Genomic DNA, 22,392 nt, shown 5'->3' on the forward strand with positions numbered 1-22,392 from the left:
TTGCATAGGCTTCACAGGACCTGTCATGACCGAGACCTCTCCCTCCCAGGCTACTCCCTCTCTCAGCTACAAAGACGCAGGCGTCGATATTGATGCCGGCAACGCCCTTGTTGATCGTATCAAGCACGTTGCCAAGCGCACATCACGCCCTGAAGTGATGGGTGGCCTTGGCGGTTTTGGCGCGCTGTGCGAGCTGCCCGCGGGTTATAAACAGCCGGTACTCGTCTCCGGCACAGACGGGGTGGGCACCAAGCTGCGTCTGGCTATGGATCTTGGCAAGCATGACACTATCGGCATCGACCTGGTAGCCATGTGTGTGAATGACTTGATCGTGGCGGGTGCCGAGCCGCTACTTTTCCTGGACTACTATGCCACGGGCAAACTAGATGTGGATATTGCTGCCGACGTAGTGACCGGTATTGGCGCTGGCTGCGAGCTAGCAGGCTGTGCACTGGTAGGTGGTGAAACCGCAGAAATGCCCGGCATGTACGAAGGCAGCGACTACGACCTGGCCGGCTTCTGCGTTGGCGTCGTAGAAAAGTCAGAGATTCTCGACGGCAGCAAGGTGGCCGAAGGCGATGTGCTGCTCGGTCTGGCCTCCTCTGGCCCCCACTCCAACGGCTACTCGCTGATTCGTAAAATTCTTGAAGTCAGCAATGCTTCCCTGGAAGAAACCGTTGACGGCAAGCCACTAGGCGATGCTTGATGGCCCCTACGCGCATCTATGTAAAATCACTGCTCTCCATGATGCGCGGCACCGACATCCCCGTACATGCCCTTTCGCACATTACTGGCGGCGGCCTGCTGGAAAATATCCCCCGCGTTCTACCAGACACCCTGGCAGCGCACATTGATCTCACCAGCTGGCAGCGCCCTGAAGTGTTCAACTGGCTGCAGGCCAAAGGCAACGTCAACGAAACCGAAATGCACCGCGTGCTGAACTGCGGTATTGGTATGGTCATCGTGGTGCCCGCAGAGCAGGCAGCGAACGCTAAGGCGCACCTTGAGGCCCAGGGCGAGACCGTTTATCAAATCGGTCAGATTATTCAGCGCCAGGACGAGGCGGTCGTACTCGACCACGCCCAAGCGAGCCACAACGCATGAGCAGCACCGACTACAGCAGCGACACCCTAAACGGCATGACGCCTGATCCTGTGGGCGCACGCCGCGTGGTGGTACTGATCTCTGGCAGCGGCAGTAATCTACAGGCGCTCATTGATGCTCAGCAGCATGACCGCTTGGGCGGTGAGATCGTTGCAGTGATCTCCAACGAGCCCGATGCCTATGGCCTGAAACGTGCCCATGAAGCTGGCATCGAAGCGGTAGTACTTCCCCATCGTGAATATGATAGCCGCGATGCTTACGATGGCGCGCTGATCAAGGTAATAGAACGCCACGAGCCAGACGTTATCGTTCTAGCGGGCTTTATGCGCATTCTAACACCGCGTTTTGTACAGCGTTTCTTGGGGCGGATGCTTAATATTCACCCCTCACTGCTGCCGGCTTACCAGGGCTTGAACACCCATGCACGCGCATTAGCTGATGGCGCCTCGCACCACGGCTGCAGCGTACACTTTGTCACTGAAGAGCTCGATGGCGGTCCCGTTGTGCTGCAAGCGGAGCTGCAGGTTAACCCAGATGACACGGTGGAGACGCTAAAGGAGAAAGTCCACGCGCGCGAGCACCTGATCTTCCCGATTGCGGTGCAGTGGTTCCTGGAAGGACGCCTGCAGTACAACGCAGAGGGTGCCACCATGGACGGCCACCCGCTTCCGCCGTACGGCATGCGCCTCTCCCATGCGGATGCCGCTGAAGAGCTGGATGAAGAGATCGACGACGCCTAATTTCTCAGCAGAGCCTCCATTAAAAAAAAGCCTTGCCGCAGTGATGCGGCAAGGCTTTTTTAGTAGCACAGAAGGCGTATTAGGTACGCGGTAACGTCACGCCACGTTGGCCCATGTACTTACCACCCCTATCTTTATAAGAGGTTTCACACACCTCATCCGACTCCAAGAAGAGCATCTGGGCGACGCCTTCATGGGCATAGATCTTCGCGGGCAGGTTGGTGGTGTTGGAGAATTCCAGCGTCACGTGTCCTTCCCACTCAGGCTCCAGCGGCGTCACGTTGACGATGATGCCACAGCGCGCGTAGGTGGATTTGCCCAGACAAATGGTCAGCACATTACGCGGAATGCGGAAATACTCCACCGTCCGCGCCAGCGCAAAAGAGTTTGGCGGAATGATGCAAACATCGCCCTTCACATCGACAAAGCTTTTGTCGTCGAAGGCTTTAGGGTCAACAATCGCCGAGTGAATGTTGGTAAATACCTTAAACTCATCGGCGCAGCGTACATCGTAGCCGTAGCTGGAAGTGCCATAGGAGATCACCCGCTGGTCGTTCACATAGCGTACCTGCTCTGCCTCGAAAGGCTCGATCATGGCATCGCTTTGCGCCATCCGGCGAATCCACTTGTCTGATTTAATGCTCATCGGTTACTTCATCACTCGCTAAAAGAAATCGTAGGGCCGCCGCTTTGGCTAGCACTGACGGACTGCGCTACTTGGCTGGCAATCTCGGCAAAGGTACGGCTAACGGCACTGTCTGGCTCGGAAACCACGCTTGGGCGTCCAGAATCTGCCAGCTCGCGAATCGACAGGGTCAGCGGCAAACGTCCCAACACGGTAGTGTCGTACTCCTCTGCAATACGATCGCCACCGCCAGTGCCAAAAATCGCGGCTTCATGGCCGCACTTCTCGCAGTGGTACAGGCTCATGTTCTCCACCACGCCCAGCACCGGCACGTTCACTTTGCGGAACATTTCAATGCCTTTACGGGCATCCAATAGCGCGATGTCCTGCGGTGTCGTGACGATCACAGCACCAGATACCGGCACTTTCTGCGCCAGCGTTAGCTGGATGTCACCCGTGCCCGGCGGCATATCGATCAGCAGAAAATCCAGGTTATCCCACTGAGTTTGGGTCAGCATTTGTTGAAACGCACCCACCACCATCGGGCCACGCCACACCATGGCATCCCGCGTGTTAACCATAAACGCCATCGACATGGCCTGAATACCGTGGGCTTCCAACGGCAGAAACTTATTATCTGCCGCCGCCTGAGGACGCACACCCTCTTCTACACCCAGCATTTGTGCCTGGCTGGGGCCATAAATATCTGCATCCAAAACGCCTACACGATAGCCCTGTGCAGACAACGCCAGCGCTAAATTGACGGTCACGGTGGATTTACCAACGCCACCTTTGCCGGATGCCACTGCCACAATATGTTTTACACCATCCATCAATGGCACTCCCGTTGTTTGTTTATCGTGAACATGGCGTGAATGATACTCCTCAGCGGTCTATTTCTAAACCAACAAACAAAAGCGGATGTGGGAAACCACCCCACATCCGCTAAAGGAGTTATCAACCCCCGGAAGCCACGGCGCCGTGCTTAGTTGCTGCTTGGCTGGCTCTCTTCAGCCGCTTGGGCATCTTCGCTCTCTGCATTGTTGTCATCACCAGCGCTATCTTCTTGGTCCTGGCCTTCCTGATTTTGCTGATCTTGTTGGTTTTGCTGTTCACCCGTTAGGCTGGGCACCTCACCAGAGGCAGCATCTTCTACGTTTAAACGCTCATCCAGCGCAGAGAGTTCATCGCGCCACTCGCTCAACTGCGCTTCTAAACGTGCTAGCTGCTCTTCACGGGTTTCGATATCGCTCTCGACCTTAGCCACTTCATCGCGACCGATATCCAGTGCCACCATCAGGTCGTCCATTTCAGTGCGAACCTGCTCTAGGCTTTGCTGCTCTTCTTCGCGCAGCTGAGTTAAAGAGTCCACTTCTGATTGCAGCGAGTCACGCTCTTCAACCACGTTATCGCGCTCATCCTGCAAGGTTTGCAGCTCGCTCTCCTGGGCAGCAATTTCCTCTTCAAGCGTCGCTAAGCGCTCATTGGCATCCGTCACTTGGGCTTCAAGATCGCTTAGCTTGGTTTCAGCGGCGCCTAGCTCTTCAACAGCTTGCTGACGCTGCTCTTCAGCTTCCTGACGAGCAGACTCTGCCTGCTGACGAGCGTCCTCGGCACTTTGACGAGCTTCTTCAACCTGCTGAAGCGACGCCTCCGCCTCATCGCGCTCACTTACCACTTGCTCACGCTCTTCACGCAGCGACTGCAACTCGCTTGCGGTGCTGGCAAGCTGCTCTTCCAAAGCAGTGACTTCCTGCTGCAGCGTTTCACGCTGGCTTTCTAACTCTTCAAGACGAGACTGTACGCTGCTGACATCTCCCTGAGCAGACTCAAGGCTGGCGGTTGCCTCTGCTTGCTGCTGCTCTAAAGACGCCATTTCATCGCGCATCGCGGTCAAATCAGTTTCGGCCTGCTCTACTTCCGACAGGCGCTGGCTGAGCTCAGTATTCTCTTGCTCAACGCTGGCGAGCTGCCCTTCAAGCGCCTCTACACGCTCCTGGTGGGTGCCTGAATTGGATTGCGCCATAATGGCCCAGATCACCGCAATGGCTGCAATACCGGCAATACCTTTGACCCGGTTATCCTTAAACAGCGTTTTCATATCCGGCTTGTGGCCTGGCGTGTACTGATCTGAACGGTTTTCTTCTGACATGCTGCGCCCCTCTTTTTGCTTGGCTACTGGCGTTAGCAGCGTTAGTGGCAAGTAGCACGATAAGTGAATGATCGTTTTTTAAAAGTGCTCTTTACTAGCATACACAGACAATTACATAACGCCACCCGGCTTGGCTCTCAAAACGCTCAACCATCTGTTAAACGCGCATGCTTACCCTCTGAAAAACCAACTGCTGTTCCGCTATCAGTCTCAAACCATGAAAGCGTCCGGTGCAGCGATACCACGCTACCAATTATTAACAGCGTGGGTGGCTTAATGTCACCTGCTAAAAAGCCATCCGGCAAATGCTGTAGTGTGCCTATGTGGGTTCGTTGCTGTTGTGTAGTGCCTTGCTCAATCAGTGCAAGAGGTGTTGCTGGGTTTAAACCATGAGCAATCAGCTCCTGACAGATCAACGTGAGATTGCTCAACCCCATATAAAACACCAGCGTTTGGCCAGGCTGAGCTAAGGTGGGCCAATCTAGGGTAAATTCGCCATGCTGAAGATGTCCGGTCACAAACCGCACCGACTGCGCATGGTCGCGATGCGTCAACGGAATGCCCGCATAAGCTGCACATCCGGAAGCGGCGGTAATGCCAGGCACTACCTCAACGGGCACATTAGCGGCGACCAGCGTTTCAAGCTCTTCACCACCGCGCCCAAAAATAAATGGATCACCGCCTTTCAGGCGTACCACCTGCTTTCCTTGCCTAGCCCACTCTACCAGCGATTGATTGATATCCTCCTGCGGGACGCTATGGGAGGAGCGCGCTTTGCCCACGTAGTAGCGCGCGGTCTCTGCGGGTATCAGTGCCAAAATTTCATCGCTAACCAAGCGGTCATACAGCACGACTTCCGCACTCAAAAGTCGTTTGTAAGCCTTTAACGTTAATAAATCAGGGTCTCCTGGGCCAGCCCCTACCAAGCTAACGCGCCCCTGGGAACGCGGCGCCGCTTCAGATGCTGTTGCCGTAACGGCGCCCGTGTGTAATTTCTGCGTAACCAAAGCGACCACCAAATAGAATTAAATTATTTTTTAATATTTCAAAAAAGAATAAAAAGCATAATCCGCCCCAACCTTTGTCATTTTTACGGCAAAACAACAAAAATGGAATAGATGAGAGATTTTTAATTACCAAAAAATATTAAAAAAGGTGAATTGTCAGCAAAAGCTTACATATTGTTTGCGATTTTAACGCTAATCTTCACGGTTAAAATTACAACAGGCATAAAATTGGAGATTCACGCATGCCCGTGAATGATGCACCTGTACCTCCTGCAGCCATTCCTCAAAGTGCTGATACCTTAGTTCCACATATCCCTGGGGTGCTTTTTCAATTCTATCGCTCCCATAGCGGCCATATGCACTTCCCTTACCTAGAGGGCGGCGGCATGGCGCTTGCTTATGTTGACAGACAGCAGCTAGCGACCGATGCAAGCCAACTAATCGAGCAGTTAACAGGTAATAATCACCCTAAGGTGATGTCAGCCATTGAGCGCTCCGCGCGCTGGATGCTGCCGCTAAATACGCGTTTCAGGCTGCCCTTTCCTAAAGCAAAACCGCACTGGATCGCCGTTAGCGCTAACCCCGAGCCAATGGAGACGGGGGTACGCTGGAACGGCATTATGCTGGATATTACTGACCAAGTGCTGGAAGAGCTTCGCTTGCGCAAACTAAGCGATACCGACCCGCTGACCGGCCTACCTAATCGGCGCAAACTGATGGGGCAATTAACCCACCTCACATCACTGAGCACACGCCACGGTACGCCGCTTTCGATCATGATGATCGATATCGACCACTTCAAACGGCTCAACGACCGCTGGGGTCATCTACAAGGTGATAGCGTTCTGGCACAGCTAGCCGATGTGACGCAGTCACTGCTTCGCTGTGAAGATATGGTGGCAAGGCTAGGAGGTGAAGAGTTTATGGTAGTGCTGCCGCTTACCTCGCTGCAGCAATGCCATAAGCTTGCCGACCGTTTACGCCACACCATTGCAGACTACGATTTTGGCATTGGCCAGGGTAACGTCACACTCAGCATTGGCGTGGCTGAATATCGTTGCGGAGAGCCACTGGTGAGCCTGATCGAACGGGCCGATCGAGCGTTATATAGTGCAAAGGATGTTGGTCGTGACTGTGTCTGCCTTCTACCCTGATAGATAAGTCAACCCTGGAGACTAACACTATGACATCTCTTGCTCAGTCGCAGTGCGAACCCTGCAGCGGTAGCGCTATACCGCTCTCTTATGACGCATGCCAAGCGCATCTTAAGGCGCTTCCAGAGTGGCAGATTATCGAGCACGATGGCATCATGAAGCTGACGAGACAATTTACGTTTCGTAATTTTGCTGATGCGCTAGCGTTTAGCCAGCGTGTTGGTGATGTCGCAGAGCAGGCTGGCCATCACCCAGTATTGGTGACCGAGTGGGGCAAAACCACGGTGACGTGGTGGTCTCATAAAATAAACGGCCTGCATCTTAATGACTTCATTCTTGCCGCCAGAACCGACGAGGTAGCCGAATAAATGTTTGAGCAAATTGAGCGAGTCCCTGGAGATGCCATTCTCGGGCTGATCGAAGCTTTCAAAAAAGATACCAACCCGCAGAAAGTGGACCTTGGTGTTGGTGTATACCGCGACGCCGCTGGCAACACGCCGGTCATGCGCGCCGTCAAGGAAGCAGAAGCTCGCCTGCTCAAGAATGAAACCACCAAAACCTACATTGGCTCCCACGGTGCACCCGCTTATGGCGATGTCGTTCTGCCGATGGTATTGGGCGCTGACTCTGCGGTGCTAAAAGCCAACCGCGCCAGCGCTACCCAGTCCCCTGGCGGCACCGGTGCCTTACGTCTGGCAGCCGACTTTATTGCCAGCCAACTGCCAGGTAAAGGCATTTGGGTCAGCGACCCCACTTGGCCGAACCACCACGGTATTTTCACCGCTGCAGGCATTGAACTGCATAAGTACCCCTATGTAGATGCCGACAACCGTTTAGATTTTGATGGTATGTTGGCCGCGCTGAAAAAGATCCCCGAAGGCGATGTAGTGGTATTGCATGCCTGCTGCCACAACCCGACCGGTTTTGATCTTTCTCAACAGCAGTGGCAAGAAGTGCTGGCGGTACTGAAAGAGCGCCATTTGTTGCCACTCGTCGACTTCGCTTACCAAGGTTTCGGTGAAGGCCTTGATGAAGACGCCTATGGCGTTCGCCTGCTAGCTGAAAACCTGGATGAAGTGATCATCACCAGTTCCTGCTCCAAGAACTTTGGCATTTACTGTGAGCGCACAGGCTGCTTAATTCTGGTCGCTAAAGACGCAGAGCAGATGGAGAACGTTCGCTCCCAGGTGGCTATTGTGGCCCGTGAAAACTACTCTAACCCGCCAGCCCACGGCGGTGCGATTGTCAGCGAGATTTTGCATGATGCAGAGCTTTCTGCCATGTGGCGCGAAGAGCTGACCGAAATGCGTGACCGGATCAACACGCTGCGTCGTGACTTCGTTGATGCGCTGAAGCCTTACGGTCTCGATGAGAAGTACGCCTGCGTTGCCGAGCAGCGCGGTATGTTCTCTTACACCGGCCTCACGCCCGAACAGGTAGATCGTCTGCGCGACGAGTTCGGCATATATATGGTGCGCTCTGGCCGCGCGAACGTGGCAGGCTTCTCCCATGAAAATCTGCCCTACCTCGCCAAAGCCATTGCTTCGGTTAACGACTAACCAACGGCATACCCTATCCACGCCCAGGCCAAGCGCCTGGCGTTTTTGTTGGTAACAACTGGCTATTTCGAAAAGCCATAAGATTATCAACCCCTTGGCAAATGTTGTGTACAATTGCGCGTTCGCCGCCAATTCCGACGAGCAGCCGCGTTTGCTGTGATAGCCGCAGGCTTCTCGTTTGTCGGCTTAATGCATGCGCCCAAACTCGCTTTTAACGCCGCGCCGGAATTTGTGATGGGCTACTTAGCCATGGCCCTGCTGTTTACGTACTTCTCGTTCCAAGAAGCCCCCTATAAACGCTAAGCTAGCCTGACGCTCCCGCCTGCCGATGCGGGCGGGAGAGGATACGCTTCAGCAAGACCCAGGCCGTTAGCCCGGCCAGTAAATTGCCGATAGCTGCACCAGCAGCGAGGCCCGTCCAGCCAAATAGCGCTGCCCCTAGCCATAAACAGGGCAGGTAGCAGATAAACAGCCGCGCACTAGAAAGCAGCATTGCCCTAAGCGGCCACCCCAGCGCATTACCCGCCGATACGACCAGCATGCACACTCCAAGTGCTGCGTAGCTTGGCAGCATAAAGCGAATCAGCAGAGCAAGTTCACTCTGCACCCCTGGATTGCCCGCCAAGGCCATGGCCACCCACGGCGACGCTAACGCCAGCAGCACGCCAAGGCTTAGCTGCCAGATCACGGCCACTTTTAATGCTAGGCGCATAAGCTGCTGAATTTGCCCCCAATCCCCCGCGCCATAACAGCGCCCCAGCCAAGGGGGCAACGACATGGTCATGGCAAGAATCACCATCAGCGATAGCGTCTCAAGGCGACTCGCTAACCCCCACGCCGCTACTTGGGTGTCGCCTAAGCCCGCCACTGCGGCAATGGCAAGCATTGCCGCCAGCGGCGGCATTAACTGGCTGACCATCGCGGGAGCGGCAATGCCTGTAAAAGGCCGCCATGAGCGCACAGCTTCTTGCCCAATATCATCCATTGTCGCCCACTGACAGCGCCGCAATTTAGCCCCTGTTAGCAACAGCCCAACGGAAAACGCCACGGCAGTCGCCCACGCTGCCCCCGGAAGCCCCCAACCTTCCCAGCCACCTACACCAAAAATAAACAGCGGATCGAGCGCTAGGTTGATCAGGCTACTGAGCACCATCATCTTGCCGGGCATGCGTGTATCACCGTGAGCACGAAAAACGCTATACATAAAGTAAAGCAGCGCCCCTAACCAGGCAGAAAATAGCTGAGGCCCCCAGTAGGTACGAATATACGTCAGCGCCGTTTCGTCCGCCCCCAACAGCTGAAAGAGCGGCACCTGAAGCAGCCATAACGCCACTGCCAGTACGGCAATCACCGCCCCACCAGCAATCAGCACTAGACTTGAGAGCCGCTTGGCCCTCGCCTGCTCTCCTGCTCCTAATGCTCTGGAAATCAGCGCGGCGATGGCAATGCCCATTCCCACTTGTATACCAATGATCAAAAACGACAGAGGAAAGGTAAACGACTGAGCCGCCAGCGGCGCAGTGCCTAAACGTGCGATAAACGCACTATCCACAAGCTGAAAACCCAATAGCGCCAGCACACCAATGGCCATCGGCCACGTTTGCCGCCATAGGGTTATCGCCAACTCGCGTTGTTGCATGACAGCTGCCAAAAACTGACTCCTTAACATCATAAATGTAGGAATACTAAACGCAAAAAAAACGCCACCACCCGTTAGGGTGGCGGCGTTTTTAAACCGTATCGCTTACTGGCGAATACCTTCAAACGTCACGTACAGCTCAACTTCGTGCATAACTTCCGGGAAATCGCTCATGTTAATACCGAAATCGCCGAGGGTAAGCATCGTGCTGCCTTCAAAACCTGCACGGTAATTGCCCCAGGGGTCTTCACCTTCGCCCATCAGGGTTACCGGCATTTCGATCACTTGAGTCTGACCATGCAGCGTTAGCTCACCGGTCACAACGCCTTCATTGTCGCCGGTAGATTCAAAACCGGTAGAAGTAAACGTCGCCGTGGGGAATTCGCTGGCATTCAGGAAGTCACCACTCAAGATGTGACGGTCACGCTCAGCATGATTACTGGTCAGACTATCAATTTGAACTTCCATTTCGACAGAAGAAGCGTCCAGATCGTCAGCATCGTAAGAGAACTGGCCGTCAAACTCTTCAAAGCTGCCCAGGATGTAGGAGAAGCCCAGGTGGTTAATTTTGAATTGAACGAAGGCGTGCTGGCCTTCCGTATCAATCTGGTAGTCCGCTGCCTGTGCTTGGCTCAAAGGAACCATCGCCGCTGCCGCTACGGCTACTGCCATTACGCTTTTCTTCATCATTATTTCCATCTCCTTTCTTTCCTTTATGGGCACTGTCGGCATTGCCTCTACCTTACCCGACAGCGTTCAAAAATTGTCACCCAGCAATCAGAGGCTGGTTCGGCTATAGCGGGGGTTTACCATCCGACTCAGCGTTGTATGACGATACCGGTAGTGATGTACTAACGCTGCCAGGGCATGACCACCCGCCAACAGCATTAGCGCAATCGCGCTATACCAATGAACCTCCCCCGCAAGGCTTGCCTGATTCGGCAGATCGTACAGCACCGCAGGAATCTCAAACCATCCAAACACGCTAATACCGCGGCCATTCGCTGTGGAAATCAAATAGCCACTGGTCAGCACAAGCAGTAATAGTACATAAAGCGCTATATGGCCCAGGTGAGCAGCAGCTTGCTCTAAGCGGCTGCCTTCTCCCGCAGGCGTGGGCTGAGCAAAACGCCATATTAAGCGGCCTACGGTCGCCAGTAGTAACAAAATACCTATCGAGCGATGAACCCAGGGGCCTTGGTTATACCAAGGATCGTAATAACCCAATCCGGTCATCCACCAGCCCAAAATAAACAACCCAATGATCGCCAGGGCACTGAGCCAGTGAAAAAGAATACTAATGACACCCCAACCGCTGCGTGTGTTCCGCAACATCCTTGATTCCCCATATAAAACTGCCCGCAAGGGTCTGCCCGCTCGTTTCGTAATGAGCATACCGTTTCACCGGCAAAAACTCTGCTGAAAAAAGCAGAATACATCGTTCGTAAAAACCATTGGTTATGTCGCTAATGACTCTGATGCTTCTTCACAAATTCTCCACGACATGTTCCAAGCCTAGCATCTTAGACGAAAGTTTAAAAAATCGAACAAACCCAGCAATTTTAATCAATTTTACTATTTGTTTAGCGCACTTATTATTAGCGCACTTTCTGACACGACACATCACAACGCTTTTAAACGAATCCACTATCTATAGAGAGTATGACCCATGAAAAAATTGACCCTTATTTCCGCTATCGCCCTAACATTGACCTCTACAGCGGCTCTAGCCGAACAAGGCTCTGCTGAGCTCAATGAAATCGTTCAGGCCAGCTCTTCTGTGAACCACAGCACAGAAAGCTTAAACCTGACGCCCGCTGATCTGACGCGTGTAAACGGTGATGCTGCTAAAAACACCGTTATCGAGCCTAGCTCTGAAGCGCGTCACTCAAACAGCAACAATGACCAGATTGCGCAGTCTGACCTGCCGCATCGCAACGCCTCCTAAGACAGGTAAGCGCTGCTGTCCAACGCAGAAACGCTTAGCTCCTTAGATGACAAAAACCCACCTCACGGTGGGTTTTTTATTTAGCTTGAACCAATGTTCCTTACTGGGCGGCTAGTACATCTAGGCCTCGTGCCAAGTCACGCTGAATATCTTCCTGACTTTCAAGCCCAACGGCCACACGAACCAAGCCCGGCGAAATGCCTGCCGCCGCTTTCTGTGCGTCCGAGAGACGGCCATGCGTGGTGGTTGCCGGATGAGTAATAGTGGTTTTTACATCACCTAAGTTCCCGGTAATGGAAAGCATCCGCGTGGCATCAATGACCTGCCAAGCGCCCTCTTGCCCACCTTTCACCTCAAAACCGAGCACCGCACCAAAGCCCTGCTGCTGCTGTTTCGCTAACACATGTTGAGGATGTGCTTCCAGCCCGCTGTAGTAGACGCGATTGACGGCCGGATGCTGATCTAGCCAGAGCGCCAGTGCCAGTGCGTTTTCACAGTGCGCTTTCATACGCAGTGAGAGGGTTTCCAAGCCTTTGGTGAAAATCCACGCATTAAACGGGCTCATGCAAGGTCCACAGGTGCGCACGACACCAAAAACTTCTTCCATCACGTCATGCTTGCCTACCACGGCTCCGCCTACTGCGCGTCCCTGACCATCCAGATATTTCGTGGCAGAGTGAATGACCAAGTCCGCACCTAGCGCGATAGGCTTTTGCAGTGCGGGGGTCAAAAAGCAGTTATCAATGGCGAGCAGTGCACCGCTACGCTTGGCGAGCGCCGCCAGCGCAGGGATATCCGCCACTTCGGAAAGCGGGTTTGAAGGCGTTTCAGCAAACAGCAGCTTAGTCTTAGGGCTGATCGCCTCTTCCCACGCGGCCAAGTTGGAAAGCTCCACATAGCGCGTTGTGATACCGAACTTGCCCAGATACTTATCAAACAGGCTGACCGTGGAGCCAAATAGCGAACGAGACGCCACAATCTCATCGCCTGCTGAAAGCAGTGCCAGCGCCGTTGAGAGAATGGCTGACATGCCAGAGCTAGTCGCCACGCAGCGTTCACCACCTTCAAGCGCCGCTAGACGGCGCTCGAAAGTATGTACGGTAGGGTTCGTAAAGCGCGAGTAAACATTGCCTGGCTCTTTACCACCAAACTTGCGTGCCGCCTCGGCAGCACTCTCGTACACAAAGCTTGATGTGGGAAAAATGGGTTCCGAGTGCTCCTGCTCAAACGTGCGGTGGTGGCCCGCGCGAATAGCAAGCGTCTCAAGCGACCACTCATCCTGATGGCTATCTTCGTGCATGGCAGAGCCCCTTATTCCAAACGCGATTTCAAAATGCTAATTATTGCACCACATACACATTTCTCCTGCGGGCCACTTGGGCACCGCAGGTAGCGTGACACTTAATCGTCCAGATCGTCGTCTTGATTATGCATATCGACCAGCGCGTGGTCACCCGCGCTCTGATCTTTTACTGCATCGTTACGGCTGGCTTCCAAGACGGCCAAATACGCATCGTCAATGTCGCCAGTGACGTAGTTACCGTCAAATACTGAACAGTCGAAGGCTTCCATGTCAGGATTTACTTCGCGGCAGGCGTCTTTTAGATCTTCCAGATCCTGATAGAAGATGCGGTCGGCACCGATCAGCTGCCCAACTTCCTCTTCAGTACGACCATGGGCGATCAGCTCAGACGCCGCAGGCATATCAATCCCATAAACGTTGGGGTAGCGAACGGGCGGCGCGGCAGAGGCAAAGTAAACCTTACGCGCACCAGCATCTCGCGCCATCTGAATAATCTGTTTGCAGGTGGTACCTCGTACGATGGAGTCATCCACTAGCAGTACATTCTTGCCTTTGAACTCCACATCAATGGCGTTCAGCTTTTGGCGTACCGATTTTTTACGCTGGGTTTGACCCGGCATAATAAAGGTACGGCCAATGTAGCGGTTCTTCATAAAGCCTTCGCGGTAGGTCACGCCGAGATGCTGAGCCATCTCTAGAGCGGAAGTACGCGAGGTATCGGGAATTGGAATAACCACATCGATATCGTGATCCGGCCACTCGCTCAAGATGCGATCACCCAGCTTACGACCCATCTGCATCCGCGTGCCGTAAACGTAAGCACCGTCCAGGATAGAGTCAGGACGCGCCAGATAAACATGCTCAAAAATGCACGAGCGTAGCTGTGGGCGATCTGCACATACCTGGGTGTGTACTTGCCCCTGCATATCAACAAAAATCGCTTCGCCGGGGCCAAGGTCGCGTTCCAGCTCGAAGCCACCCACGTCCAGGGCCACCGACTCAGAGGCAATCATCACCTCTTGGCCATCAGCATCCTGACGGGTACCAAACACCACCGGACGAATGCCGTGGGGGTCACGGAACGCCACCATACCAAACCCATTAATAATCGCGACCGCCGCGTAGCCGCCTTTGCAGCGCCGGTGCACTCTACGAACCGCATCGAAAATATCCTCAGCTTCCAGGTGCAGTCCCTGTTTGCCCAGTTCGTGGGCGAACACATTCAGCAGCACTTCAGAGTCGGAGCTGGTATTGATGTGGCGAAGATCCGTGGAGAACAGCTCCTGCTTCAACTGCTCTGAGTTGGTCAGGTTACCGTTGTGGGCCAGCGCAATGCCGTAAGGAGAGTTAACGTAGAAAGGCTGTGATTCTGCCTCACTGGAGGAGCCAGCTGTCGGATAGCGAACATGACCAATGCCCAGGTTGCCTTTCAGGCGTGCCATGTGGCGAGTATGGAAGACGTCACGAACTAAGCCGTTACTCTTGCGCAGTAGGAAGCGCCCCTCGTTCCAAGTCATCATTCCGGCAGCGTCTTGGCCCCGATGCTGAAGTACGGTCAGGGCATCGTAGATTCCCTGATTTACTGCCTGCTTGGCCAGAAGGCCCACTATACCGCACATTCCAGTTACCTCGCTTTAATACCATGGCTTACTGACGCAAGCCCGTACGTTCATCAAACTGACAAGCACTGGCGCTGGAAGCAGCACCAGCGGAGAATTTTCTGGCAGTTCCCGTTACTCAACTTCAGGGGCGCTGCTGGAGGGTAGCGTCGGCTGTGGGCGACGCAGTTCAGGTAGCGAAATATCGCGCAGCGACTCAGGCGGTGTCGGCAGCTCCCGCTCCCATTGGTCTAGCTGGCTGACCGCCCAATCGCGAAGCTCAATAAAGGTTGGCCGTAACGATGCTTGCTGCCAAGCCTGGAGCTCAGCCAGCGGCGTTAGGGTAATCAACACAGTAGCCACTAACAGAATCACCGCCCCGCGGGCTATCCCAAAGGCAGCACCTGCAAATCGATTCAACAACCCCATGCCAACCCATTCAACGGCCGCATGCACCACGCGAATAACAATGCCACATAACAGAATGACGGCAAAAATCACCAGAGCAAATGCCAGCACTAAGCGTGCATCAAAGCTCTCAATAAAGCCGCTCATTAACTCTGCAACGGGCTCCGCCAAAACACGTGCGACCATTAACGCAACGACCCAAGCAGCTAAGCCAAGCGACTCGCGCACGAAACCGCGCACAAAGCCCGCCAGCATCGAAAGCCCAAGAACGGCTAAAAACAGCGCATCAATCCAGGTCAATGCCATCGTTAATCTCTTACTCGAACAAGCAAACCCTGCACATTAATACGCTGTTTGATAAGCGCCATCGCTGCCTCACCATCCTCAGACGTGGCGTAAGGGCCTACTAATACAGTAGTCAGATTGTTATCACGGGCGCGCTGAAACACGCTAAAACCTTCACCGCTTAGCTGGTCGCTAATACGCTGGGCGTTGGCGGTATCACCAAAACTGCCCACCTGGACTGCCCACTCGCCCTGCTGCTGAGCAGAGGGTGCTACGGAGGCACTGCTATTACGGCTCTCATTCGCTGCGACCAGCGCGGCAATGGGGTCTTCTTGCGGCGGAGAATCCGGTTCACGGCTGGGCTGCGAAGGCGCTTGTTGGCTAGGCTCGGCAGCAGCGGTTTGCGACGATGAACCTTCATCAGAACTAGAGCTCGCTACTTGATCTGTTTGTGGCGCCCGAGGTATTTCCTCTATCGGCTCATCCAGCGCTTCATCGGTAAGGACAGGTGACGACGGTGCAGGTGTATCAATGGTGTCAGGCATGTCAGGCACGGGCACATCTTGACGCTCCACATCCACAGGCTGTTCGATCACAAAGGTGGGCTGAGGGCGCTCTTCCCGAGGTGCGGGGTCGCTCATCAACCAAGGGACAACGATGGCCAGTAGCGCCAGCAGTATCACGATGCCACTAATGCGTTCCGTTTTACCGTATTTCATATCCCTCTCCATCAAGCTTAGCGTGCCCGCGGCGCTGCTTGCGGCAGTGGCATGGCCAGTAACTCAGCTACCGTGAAGAATGAGCCGGTGGCCAGCACGCGGTCCTCTGGGGCTAGCTGCTTGGCAAGCTTGGCAACCCCCGCTGCGGGGGAGTCGGCGCAATAATACACGTGTCCGCCCAGCGACGTAATACGTTTGGCTAACTCGTCTGCAGAACGGCCACGCTCACCTTCAAGGGTAACGCACACCCAGTCCGTGATACTTGGCAAAAGCGCCTGAATCACACCGTCGGCATCTTTGTCGTTAAGCATACCAATCAACGCCCACTGACGACCCCCTTTGGGTGGTGCGGGCAAACGGCGGGCCACGTAGTGTGCCGCATGAGGGTTATGCCCTACGTCCAAACACCACTGCCCTACCCACTGCATTCGCCCGGAGAGCGTTACCGTACGCAGCGCTTTGCGCACCGTGTTTAACTGCAAAGTGACACCCGCTAAGGCCAGCGCTTGAAGCGCCGTGGCGGCATTATCAAGTGGCAATCCAGGGTCTGGTAAACCATCCAGCGAAAGTGTACTGCCATCGGCATTAAGGCCATGCCAGCACCAGGGGTTGCCTACCGTCTCACCAGCGCTATGACTGAAGGCGGTGCCTAGTGCGTAGCTATGGGCTGCTATCGCTATTGCTGATTCCAACACGCTTGGCGGAAGCGACTGGCTACCTAGCACAGCGGGTTTTAGCGGGCGAAAAATACCCGCCTTTTCTCGCCCGATCTGTTCAAGATCGTTGCCTAGAAAATTCGCGTGATCAAGCGCAATCGTGGTCACGATAGCCACGTCCGCGTCAATAATATTCACCGCGTCTAAACGGCCGCCCAGCCCCACTTCCAGAATCGCAATATCCAATGCGGCATTAGCCAAGCACCACAGCGCACACAACGTGCCAGCTTCGAAATACGTGAGGCTAATTGAAGGCTCTTGTAAACGGGCGTTTTCTACTTGCTGAAAGCCTTCCACCAAACGCTGATCGCTGGCTTCCCGGCCATCCACCGTCACGCGTTCGTTGTAACGCAGCAGGTGCGGAGAGGTATAAGTACCCGCCCGTAACCCGTGGGCACGAGCGACAGCATCTATCATGCAAGGGTAGACCCCTTGCCATTGGTACCTGCTACCGTGATGACCTGTTTCGCAATGGCGCGCTCTAGCAACCCCATACGCTTGGCCACCAGAGAAACACGCTCCAGCCCCATATCGATCCCTACGGGATGCAGGGTTTCAAGGTGATGAAGCCATTCGGCTAAGGTATTAGGCATTGCGTGAAGCGTCATCGCTCGTCGCGTGACGAGAATCCGCTTGAGCAGATGTCTCTGCCGCTTCCGCTAGCTGCTCTTCATTGGCCACCGGCTCAACCACCTCAGCTTCAGGCAGATCACCTTCAGCCGGGTTAGCGCTTTGATGTGTCAGCTTACGCAGCACGCCACCCACGCGGGCACGCATATCGTGGCGGTGAACAATCATGTCCACCGTGCCGTGCTCTAGCAGGAACTCACTGCGCTGGAAGCCTTCCGGCAGCGTTTCACGCACGGTTTGCTCAATAACACGGGGGCCAGCAAAACCAATTAGCGCGTTGGGCTCGGCAATATTTAGGTCGCCCAACATCGCCAAGGAAGCCGAAACACCACCAAACACGGGGTCAGTCAGCACCGAAATATAGGGCACGCCCGCCTGCTTGAGTTTCTCAAGGGCCGCTGAGGTTTTCGCCATCTGCATCAGCGAGAACAGCGCTTCCTGCATACGCGCACCACCCGAGGCAGCAAAGCAGACCAACGGAATGCCCTCTTCCAGAGCGATGGTGGCGGCACGTACAAATTTCTCACCCACCACAGCGCCCATAGAACCACCCATAAAGGTGAACTCAAACGCCACAGCAACGATCGGCAGGCCATCCAGCTCGCCGCGCATCGCCACCAGCGCGTCTTTCTCGCCAGTCTCTTTTTGCGCTGCGGTCAGGCGGTCTTTGTACTTCTTGGAGTCGCGGAATTTGAGGCGATCATTCGGCTCAATCTCTGCCGCGATCTCTTCGCGCCCCTGTTTATCCAGGAACCAGTCCAAGCGTTTGCGCGCCGTTAAGCGTAAATGATGCTCACACTTGGGGCATACGCTGTGATGTTTCTCTAATTCAGGCAGGTAGAGAACGGCTTCACACTTGGGACATTTACGCCAGAGACCATCGGGCACGCTGGCACGACGGTCTTTACGCTGGATACGCCCCATGGAGGGCACGATCTTGTCTAACCAGCTCATATCAAAAAGGCTTCCGTGTACGTCAAGGCTTGGCAGCGCCAAGCCTGATGAGTGTCGTCAATCAATTCAGTGTAGACGATGAGGGAACGCGCTTAGGCGTCCATCGCGGTGCGCATTTCTGCCAGCACGCTTTTTAACTGCCCGGCGATCGTTTCAGGCGCATCGACGCTATCGGCAATACGGTTAACCAGTGCACTGCCCACAATCACGCCGTCGGCAACTTTTGCCACTTCGGCAGCCGTCACACCATCGCGAATACCAAAACCAACGCAAAGCGGTAAATCGGTCATATCACGCAGTGGCGCAAGGTGCTCGGCAACGTCTTCAGCGTTCAGCGTTGCCGCACCAGTGACACCTTTTAGCGAAACATAGTAAAGGTAGCCCTCACCGTGGGCGCATATTGTAGCGGCACGGGCATGGGAAGTGGTAGGCGCAACGAGGAAAATCGCTGCCAAGCCACGTGCCTTCAGCAGCGGGCCGAACTCATCGGCTTCTTCTGGTGGCATATCAACTACCAGCACACCATCCACCCCAACACTCGCGGCTTTATCGGCAAACACCTCGTAGCCGATGCGCTCGATAGGGTTGAGATAGCCCATCAAGACGATGGGCGTCGTGGTGTCGGTTTGGCGAAACTCGGCCACCATTTCCAGCAGGTCCACCAAGCGAGTGCCCTGCTTCAGCGCCCGCTCACAGGCTTTCTGGATCACCGGGCCATCGGCCATGGGATCTGAAAACGGCACGCCAAGCTCAATCACATCAGCGCCCGCGTCTACCAAGGCATGCATAAAGCCAACAGTATACTGCGGTGCCGGGTCGCCTGCGGTGATGTAAGGGATCAGGGCTTTACGCCCCTGCTGCTTTAACTCTGAAAAACGCTGGTCAATACGATTCATGCTAGCCCTTAAAACTCGATGCCGTCGATTTTCGCAACGGTCATGATGTCTTTATCACCACGACCCGAGAGGTTCACCACAATATGCTGATCCGGGCGCATGGTGGGAGCCAGCACCTTGGCATGGGCCAACGCATGGGCAGACTCCAAAGCGGGCATAATGCCCTCCATGTGGGTCAGCTCACGGAAAGCTTCCAGCACCTCTTTATCGTTCGCGGCTACATAGTTAACCCGGCCCACGTCTTTCCACAGCGCGTGTTCGGGGCCAACGCCGGGATAATCCAGGCCTGCAGAAATAGAGTGCGTATCCGACACCTGCCCCGCCTCATCCGACATCAGGTAAGTTCGGTTTCCGTGCAGCACGCCACGCGGCGCGTTAGATGAGAGCGGTGCGGCGTGACGGCCTGTCTCTACCCCGTCGCCACCGGCTTCTACGCCGTACATGGCCACTGCATCATCCTCTACAAACGGATAGAAGAGACCCAGCGCGTTGGAGCCACCGCCCACGCAGGCGACCAGCGCATCGGGTAAACGGCCGATTTGCTCTAGTGACTGGCGACGGGCTTCGCGGCCCACCACGGCATTGAAATCACGCACCAACTGCGGATATGGGTGCGGACCCGCCACGGTGCCAATGATGTAGAAGGTATTGTCCACGTTCGTTACCCAGTCGCGCAGGGCTTCGTTCATGGCGTCTTTGAGCGTACGGGTGCCAGACTCCACCGGGATAACCCGGGCACCCAGCAGACGCATGCGGTAAACGTTGAGCTTCTGGCGCTGCACATCGGCAGCCCCCATATAGACATCGCACTCAAGGCCCAAGCGGGCGGCTACAGTGGCTGTGGCAACGCCGTGCTGGCCAGCACCGGTTTCAGCAATCACGCGCGGCTTGCCGGTCTTTTTCGCCAACAGCGCCTGACCAATGGTGTTATTAACCTTATGAGCGCCCGTGTGGTTGAGGTCTTCCCGCTTCAGCCAGATTTGCGCGCCGCCTAACGACTCCGACCAGCGCTTTGCATGATAAAGCGGAGATGGACGGCCCACGTAGTGAGCCAAGTCACGATCAAACTCGGCCTGAAAATCCGGATCATCACGCAAACTCAGATAAATCTGCTCCAACTCTTCCAGGGCAAAGCTTAAGGTTTCTGACACAAACCGGCCGCCGTAGGGGCCAAAATGACCACGGGCATCCGGCATTCGGGTCAGGTCGCTGAACTTGGTTTCAGTTGCTGAGACAGTCACAGGCATACCTCACAAGATCGCCAGAAAAGGCAAAAATGAATGAACAAACGTCTAGCGCGCCCACGTTCGCGGTGAGCCACGCATCGTAATTCTGAGTGCACGCAGGTGGTAACGCTTAATGCGTATTGGCCTGCGCCACATGACGAACAAAAGCGGCCATTAACTCGGCCTCTTTAACACCGGGGGATGCCTCAATACCGCCTGAAACATCAACCGCATACGGCGCTACCTGAGTCACCGCGGCGGCAATATTATTGGCTGTTAGCCCACCCGCGAGGATAACAGGTTTTTCCAAGGTTGCGGGGATTCTAGACCAATCAAAGGTCTCGCCAGTTCCACCCGGCACGCCCGGGCGGTAGGCATCTAACAGCAGCGCTTGCGCCGCCGCGTACTCTTTTGCCGCCTCGTGTAGGTCGATGTCATCACGCATGCGCAGCGCTTTAATCCAGGGTCGCCCAAACTGTTGGCAAAACGCCGCCGACTCATCGCCGTGGAACTGAATAAGATCTAAATGCGGCAGACACTGCTCAATCAGCTCGGCAGGCTGGTTCACAAATAGCCCCACGCGGGTCACAAACGCAGGCACCTGTACGGCAAGTATCCGCAGGGCCTCAGGGGTAATGCTGCGGCTACTTTTCGGCCACATCACAAAACCTAGCGCATCGACACCCAATGCCACCGCTTTGGCGATATCTTCCGGGCGAGTGAGCCCACAAAACTTGATACGCGTGCGTGTCATCAGCTGGCTCATGAGGAAGTCTCCTGCTGCTCGGGTTTCGCTTGCTTGGAGAACGTCAGCCGTCGCCTTGCGGCCACCCGAGGGCTTTCCGGCAATACGCGCTCTCCGGTCCACTCCCCAGTAAAGGCGAGTAGATTCGGGCCTAGCGGCTCTTTGGGTAGCTCGAAACGCTCATCGTAGATGGAGTCGACAAAATGCAAGCCGCAGGCAGGCGCCGTCACATCCCCTTTACGGCGGTTTTTCAGCGCCAGCAGGCGCTCAATATGCCCTTCGTCCTGCACGCCGCGCCCAACGCTTGCCAAGGCTCCTGCAATATTGCGAATCATGTGGTGCAAAAAGGCGTTGCCTTGAATATCGATGACCACCAGCGGGCCGTGACGCTTCACTTCCACAAAGTGCATTTGCCGCCAGGGGGTTTTCGACTGACAACCGGCGGCGCGAAAACTACTGAAGTCATGCTCGCCAACCAACGCCTGGGCAGCACGGTGCATGGCATCGGCATCCAGTGGGTCACGGCACCAGGTCACGTTAGCGCGCTCTAACACCGGGCGGCTAATTTGGTTCAAGAAAATATAGCGATAGCGGCGCCCCAGCGCCCCCAGGCGGGAGTGAAAATCGTCGGAAACCGGCTTCACCCAGCGCACGGCCACGTCTCTGGGTAGATTGGTATTGGCGCCAAAGATCCAGGCCTTTTCGGTGCGCTGAACCGGAGGGTCGAAGTGAATCACTTGGCGAGTGGCGTGTACGCCTGAATCTGTGCGCCCACTGGCATGGATACGCACCGGCGCGCCAGCCACCTTGGCTAACGCATCCTCGATGGCCTGCTGGACAGAGGCCGCATGCTTTAAACGCTGGAAGCCGCAAAAGCGTGAGCCATCGTACTCAACGCCCATCGCCAAACGGCCAGCCAGCGGTTGTGTCTCATCAAAGTGGTAGAACAGCGTCATCGAGCCACGTCATTTAGAGGATTTTGAA

General features: G+C 55.1%; 23 protein-coding genes and 2 pseudogenes. 7 read left to right on the forward strand and 18 right to left on the reverse strand.

All coding sequences use genetic code 11. The annotated features are described in order from the left end of the window. Nucleotides 1-25: 25 nt before the first annotated feature. A pseudogene (gene purM, locus A3220_RS12300) lies at nt 26-1,104 on the forward strand (phosphoribosylformylglycinamidine cyclo-ligase). Further along, nucleotides 1,101-1,844: a phosphoribosylglycinamide formyltransferase gene (gene purN / locus A3220_RS12305; RefSeq protein WP_044628316.1), complete on the forward strand. Its 744-nt coding sequence runs from the start codon at nt 1,101-1,103 to the stop codon at nt 1,842-1,844. Before purM ends, purN begins: the two are co-directional and overlap by 4 nt. A 79-nt stretch (nt 1,845-1,923) precedes the next feature. Here purN and dcd read toward each other — a convergent pair whose 3' ends face one another. From dcd to cobA, 4 genes are all read right to left on the reverse strand, one after another. Continuing rightward, entirely contained in the window at nt 1,924-2,490 is a 567-nt protein-coding gene (gene dcd / locus A3220_RS12310; RefSeq protein WP_044628317.1) for a dCTP deaminase, read from the reverse strand. An 11-nt stretch (nt 2,491-2,501) separates the two neighbouring features. Continuing rightward, nucleotides 2,502-3,305, reverse strand: a complete 804-nt coding sequence (gene apbC / locus A3220_RS12315; protein WP_074210513.1) for an iron-sulfur cluster carrier protein ApbC — start codon at nt 3,303-3,305, stop codon at nt 2,502-2,504. Nucleotides 3,306-3,454: 149 nt separating this feature from the next. Beyond that, nucleotides 3,455-4,621, reverse strand: a complete 1,167-nt coding sequence (locus A3220_RS12320) for a hypothetical protein (RefSeq protein ID WP_062375074.1) — start codon at nt 4,619-4,621, stop codon at nt 3,455-3,457. Between the two features lie 146 nt (nt 4,622-4,767). Next, nucleotides 4,768-5,628, reverse strand: coding sequence for a uroporphyrinogen-III C-methyltransferase (cobA, locus tag A3220_RS12325; RefSeq protein ID WP_083602205.1), 861 nt, complete (start codon nt 5,626-5,628; stop codon nt 4,768-4,770). A gap of 242 nt (nt 5,629-5,870) precedes the next feature. On the opposite strand from cobA, the gene A3220_RS12330 reads away from it, so the two are divergent. From A3220_RS12330 to A3220_RS16980, 4 genes and pseudogenes are all read left to right on the forward strand, one after another. Then, nucleotides 5,871-6,782, forward strand: coding sequence for a GGDEF domain-containing protein (locus A3220_RS12330; RefSeq protein ID WP_054644960.1), 912 nt, complete (start codon nt 5,871-5,873; stop codon nt 6,780-6,782). 29 nt (nt 6,783-6,811) lie between these two features. Beyond that, nucleotides 6,812-7,150: a 4a-hydroxytetrahydrobiopterin dehydratase gene (locus A3220_RS12335; RefSeq protein ID WP_044628320.1), complete on the forward strand. Its 339-nt coding sequence runs from the start codon at nt 6,812-6,814 to the stop codon at nt 7,148-7,150. Further along, nucleotides 7,151-8,341, forward strand: coding sequence for an amino acid aminotransferase (locus A3220_RS12340; RefSeq protein WP_054644959.1), 1,191 nt, complete (start codon nt 7,151-7,153; stop codon nt 8,339-8,341). A gap of 129 nt (nt 8,342-8,470) precedes the next feature. Continuing rightward, a pseudogene (locus A3220_RS16980) lies at nt 8,471-8,644 on the forward strand (NCS2 family permease); the annotation flags it as partial. 1 nt (nt 8,645) lies between these two features. Here A3220_RS16980 and A3220_RS12345 read toward each other — a convergent pair. The 3 genes from A3220_RS12345 to A3220_RS12355 form a co-directional block, all read right to left on the reverse strand. Further along, nucleotides 8,646-9,992, reverse strand: coding sequence for an MATE family efflux transporter (locus tag A3220_RS12345; protein WP_082051399.1), 1,347 nt, complete (start codon nt 9,990-9,992; stop codon nt 8,646-8,648). Nucleotides 9,993-10,085: 93 nt separating this feature from the next. Beyond that, nucleotides 10,086-10,670, reverse strand: coding sequence for a YceI family protein (locus tag A3220_RS12350; RefSeq protein WP_044628323.1), 585 nt, complete (start codon nt 10,668-10,670; stop codon nt 10,086-10,088). Between the two features lie 87 nt (nt 10,671-10,757). Further along, entirely contained in the window at nt 10,758-11,315 is a 558-nt protein-coding gene (locus A3220_RS12355) for a cytochrome b (RefSeq protein ID WP_062360409.1), read from the reverse strand. 334 nt (nt 11,316-11,649) lie between these two features. Between A3220_RS12355 and A3220_RS12360 the strand changes: the two genes are divergently transcribed. Beyond that, nucleotides 11,650-11,928 (forward strand): hypothetical protein, encoded by a 279-nt coding sequence (locus A3220_RS12360; protein WP_044628325.1) that lies wholly within the window; start codon nt 11,650-11,652, stop codon nt 11,926-11,928. A gap of 100 nt (nt 11,929-12,028) precedes the next feature. On the opposite strand, the gene A3220_RS12365 is transcribed toward A3220_RS12360, so the two are convergent. The 11 genes from A3220_RS12365 to truA all read right to left on the reverse strand — a co-directional run bounded on the left by A3220_RS12365 (nt 12,029) and on the right by truA (nt 22,364). Next, on the reverse strand, nt 12,029-13,228 hold the full coding sequence (locus A3220_RS12365) for an O-succinylhomoserine sulfhydrylase (protein WP_062360411.1): 1,200 nt from the start codon (nt 13,226-13,228) through the stop codon (nt 12,029-12,031). A 101-nt stretch (nt 13,229-13,329) separates the two neighbouring features. Next, nucleotides 13,330-14,850: an amidophosphoribosyltransferase gene (purF, locus tag A3220_RS12370; protein WP_044628327.1), complete on the reverse strand. Its 1,521-nt coding sequence runs from the start codon at nt 14,848-14,850 to the stop codon at nt 13,330-13,332. 114 nt (nt 14,851-14,964) lie between these two features. Beyond that, nucleotides 14,965-15,543, reverse strand: a complete 579-nt coding sequence (locus A3220_RS12375; protein WP_044628328.1) for a CvpA family protein — start codon at nt 15,541-15,543, stop codon at nt 14,965-14,967. Nucleotides 15,544-15,545: 2 nt separating this feature from the next. Then, nucleotides 15,546-16,241: an SPOR domain-containing protein gene (locus tag A3220_RS12380; protein ID WP_054640834.1), complete on the reverse strand. Its 696-nt coding sequence runs from the start codon at nt 16,239-16,241 to the stop codon at nt 15,546-15,548. Between the two features lie 17 nt (nt 16,242-16,258). Then, on the reverse strand, nt 16,259-17,374 hold the full coding sequence (locus A3220_RS12385; protein WP_354702739.1) for a bifunctional tetrahydrofolate synthase/dihydrofolate synthase: 1,116 nt from the start codon (nt 17,372-17,374) through the stop codon (nt 16,259-16,261). Next, complete coding sequence (locus A3220_RS18330) at nt 17,371-17,550, reverse strand: hypothetical protein (protein WP_354702740.1); 180 nt, start codon at nt 17,548-17,550, stop codon at nt 17,371-17,373. Before A3220_RS18330 ends, A3220_RS12385 begins: the two co-directional genes overlap by 4 nt. Continuing rightward, nucleotides 17,543-18,541 (reverse strand): acetyl-CoA carboxylase, carboxyltransferase subunit beta, encoded by a 999-nt coding sequence (accD, locus tag A3220_RS12390; RefSeq protein ID WP_044628331.1) that lies wholly within the window; start codon nt 18,539-18,541, stop codon nt 17,543-17,545. Before accD ends, A3220_RS18330 begins: the two co-directional genes overlap by 8 nt. A gap of 92 nt (nt 18,542-18,633) precedes the next feature. Continuing rightward, nucleotides 18,634-19,437 (reverse strand): tryptophan synthase subunit alpha, encoded by an 804-nt coding sequence (trpA, locus tag A3220_RS12395; RefSeq protein WP_054640833.1) that lies wholly within the window; start codon nt 19,435-19,437, stop codon nt 18,634-18,636. Nucleotides 19,438-19,445: 8 nt separating this feature from the next. Beyond that, nucleotides 19,446-20,684 carry a tryptophan synthase subunit beta gene (trpB, locus tag A3220_RS12400; protein WP_054644957.1) on the reverse strand — a complete coding sequence of 413 codons (1,239 nt, stop codon included), beginning with the start codon at nt 20,682-20,684 and terminating at the stop codon, nt 19,446-19,448. Between the two features lie 109 nt (nt 20,685-20,793). Beyond that, complete coding sequence (locus A3220_RS12405; RefSeq protein WP_062375076.1) at nt 20,794-21,429, reverse strand: phosphoribosylanthranilate isomerase; 636 nt, start codon at nt 21,427-21,429, stop codon at nt 20,794-20,796. Then, nucleotides 21,426-22,364 carry a tRNA pseudouridine(38-40) synthase TruA gene (truA, locus tag A3220_RS12410; protein WP_062360413.1) on the reverse strand — a complete coding sequence of 313 codons (939 nt, stop codon included), beginning with the start codon at nt 22,362-22,364 and terminating at the stop codon, nt 21,426-21,428. Before truA ends, A3220_RS12405 begins: the two co-directional genes overlap by 4 nt. Between the last annotated feature and the right edge of the window lie 28 nt (nt 22,365-22,392).

The organism is Halomonas sp. KX33721 (assembly GCF_001596805.1).
In the GTDB taxonomy this organism is placed as follows: Bacteria; Pseudomonadota; Gammaproteobacteria; order Pseudomonadales; family Halomonadaceae; genus Vreelandella; species Vreelandella aquamarina.

What these genes read in the sequence shown, in the direction of transcription:
- purN (WP_044628316.1), top strand. Translation starts at nt 1,101, where the DNA reads ATGAGCAGCACCGACTACAGCAGCGACACCCTAAACGGCATGACGCCT.
- A3220_RS12385 (WP_354702739.1), bottom strand. Translation starts at nt 17,374, where the DNA reads ATGATAGATGCTGTCGCTCGTGCCCACGGGTTACGGGCGGGTACTTAT.
- A3220_RS12350 (WP_044628323.1), bottom strand. Translation starts at nt 10,670, where the DNA reads ATGATGAAGAAAAGCGTAATGGCAGTAGCCGTAGCGGCAGCGGCGATG.
- dcd (WP_044628317.1), bottom strand. Translation starts at nt 2,490, where the DNA reads ATGAGCATTAAATCAGACAAGTGGATTCGCCGGATGGCGCAAAGCGAT.
- truA (WP_062360413.1), bottom strand. Translation starts at nt 22,364, where the DNA reads ATGACGCTGTTCTACCACTTTGATGAGACACAACCGCTGGCTGGCCGT.
- A3220_RS12405 (WP_062375076.1), bottom strand. Translation starts at nt 21,429, where the DNA reads ATGAGCCAGCTGATGACACGCACGCGTATCAAGTTTTGTGGGCTCACT.
- A3220_RS12340 (WP_054644959.1), top strand. Translation starts at nt 7,151, where the DNA reads ATGTTTGAGCAAATTGAGCGAGTCCCTGGAGATGCCATTCTCGGGCTG.
- A3220_RS12335 (WP_044628320.1), top strand. Translation starts at nt 6,812, where the DNA reads ATGACATCTCTTGCTCAGTCGCAGTGCGAACCCTGCAGCGGTAGCGCT.
- trpB (WP_054644957.1), bottom strand. Translation starts at nt 20,684, where the DNA reads ATGCCTGTGACTGTCTCAGCAACTGAAACCAAGTTCAGCGACCTGACC.
- A3220_RS12380 (WP_054640834.1), bottom strand. Translation starts at nt 16,241, where the DNA reads ATGAAATACGGTAAAACGGAACGCATTAGTGGCATCGTGATACTGCTG.
- A3220_RS12360 (WP_044628325.1), top strand. Translation starts at nt 11,650, where the DNA reads ATGAAAAAATTGACCCTTATTTCCGCTATCGCCCTAACATTGACCTCT.
- accD (WP_044628331.1), bottom strand. Translation starts at nt 18,541, where the DNA reads ATGAGCTGGTTAGACAAGATCGTGCCCTCCATGGGGCGTATCCAGCGT.
- purF (WP_044628327.1), bottom strand. Translation starts at nt 14,850, where the DNA reads ATGTGCGGTATAGTGGGCCTTCTGGCCAAGCAGGCAGTAAATCAGGGA.
- A3220_RS12355 (WP_062360409.1), bottom strand. Translation starts at nt 11,315, where the DNA reads ATGTTGCGGAACACACGCAGCGGTTGGGGTGTCATTAGTATTCTTTTT.
- A3220_RS12375 (WP_044628328.1), bottom strand. Translation starts at nt 15,543, where the DNA reads ATGGCATTGACCTGGATTGATGCGCTGTTTTTAGCCGTTCTTGGGCTT.
- A3220_RS12330 (WP_054644960.1), top strand. Translation starts at nt 5,871, where the DNA reads ATGCCCGTGAATGATGCACCTGTACCTCCTGCAGCCATTCCTCAAAGT.
- A3220_RS18330 (WP_354702740.1), bottom strand. Translation starts at nt 17,550, where the DNA reads ATGCCTAATACCTTAGCCGAATGGCTTCATCACCTTGAAACCCTGCAT.
- trpA (WP_054640833.1), bottom strand. Translation starts at nt 19,437, where the DNA reads ATGAATCGTATTGACCAGCGTTTTTCAGAGTTAAAGCAGCAGGGGCGT.
- A3220_RS12320 (WP_062375074.1), bottom strand. Translation starts at nt 4,621, where the DNA reads ATGTCAGAAGAAAACCGTTCAGATCAGTACACGCCAGGCCACAAGCCG.
- A3220_RS12365 (WP_062360411.1), bottom strand. Translation starts at nt 13,228, where the DNA reads ATGCACGAAGATAGCCATCAGGATGAGTGGTCGCTTGAGACGCTTGCT.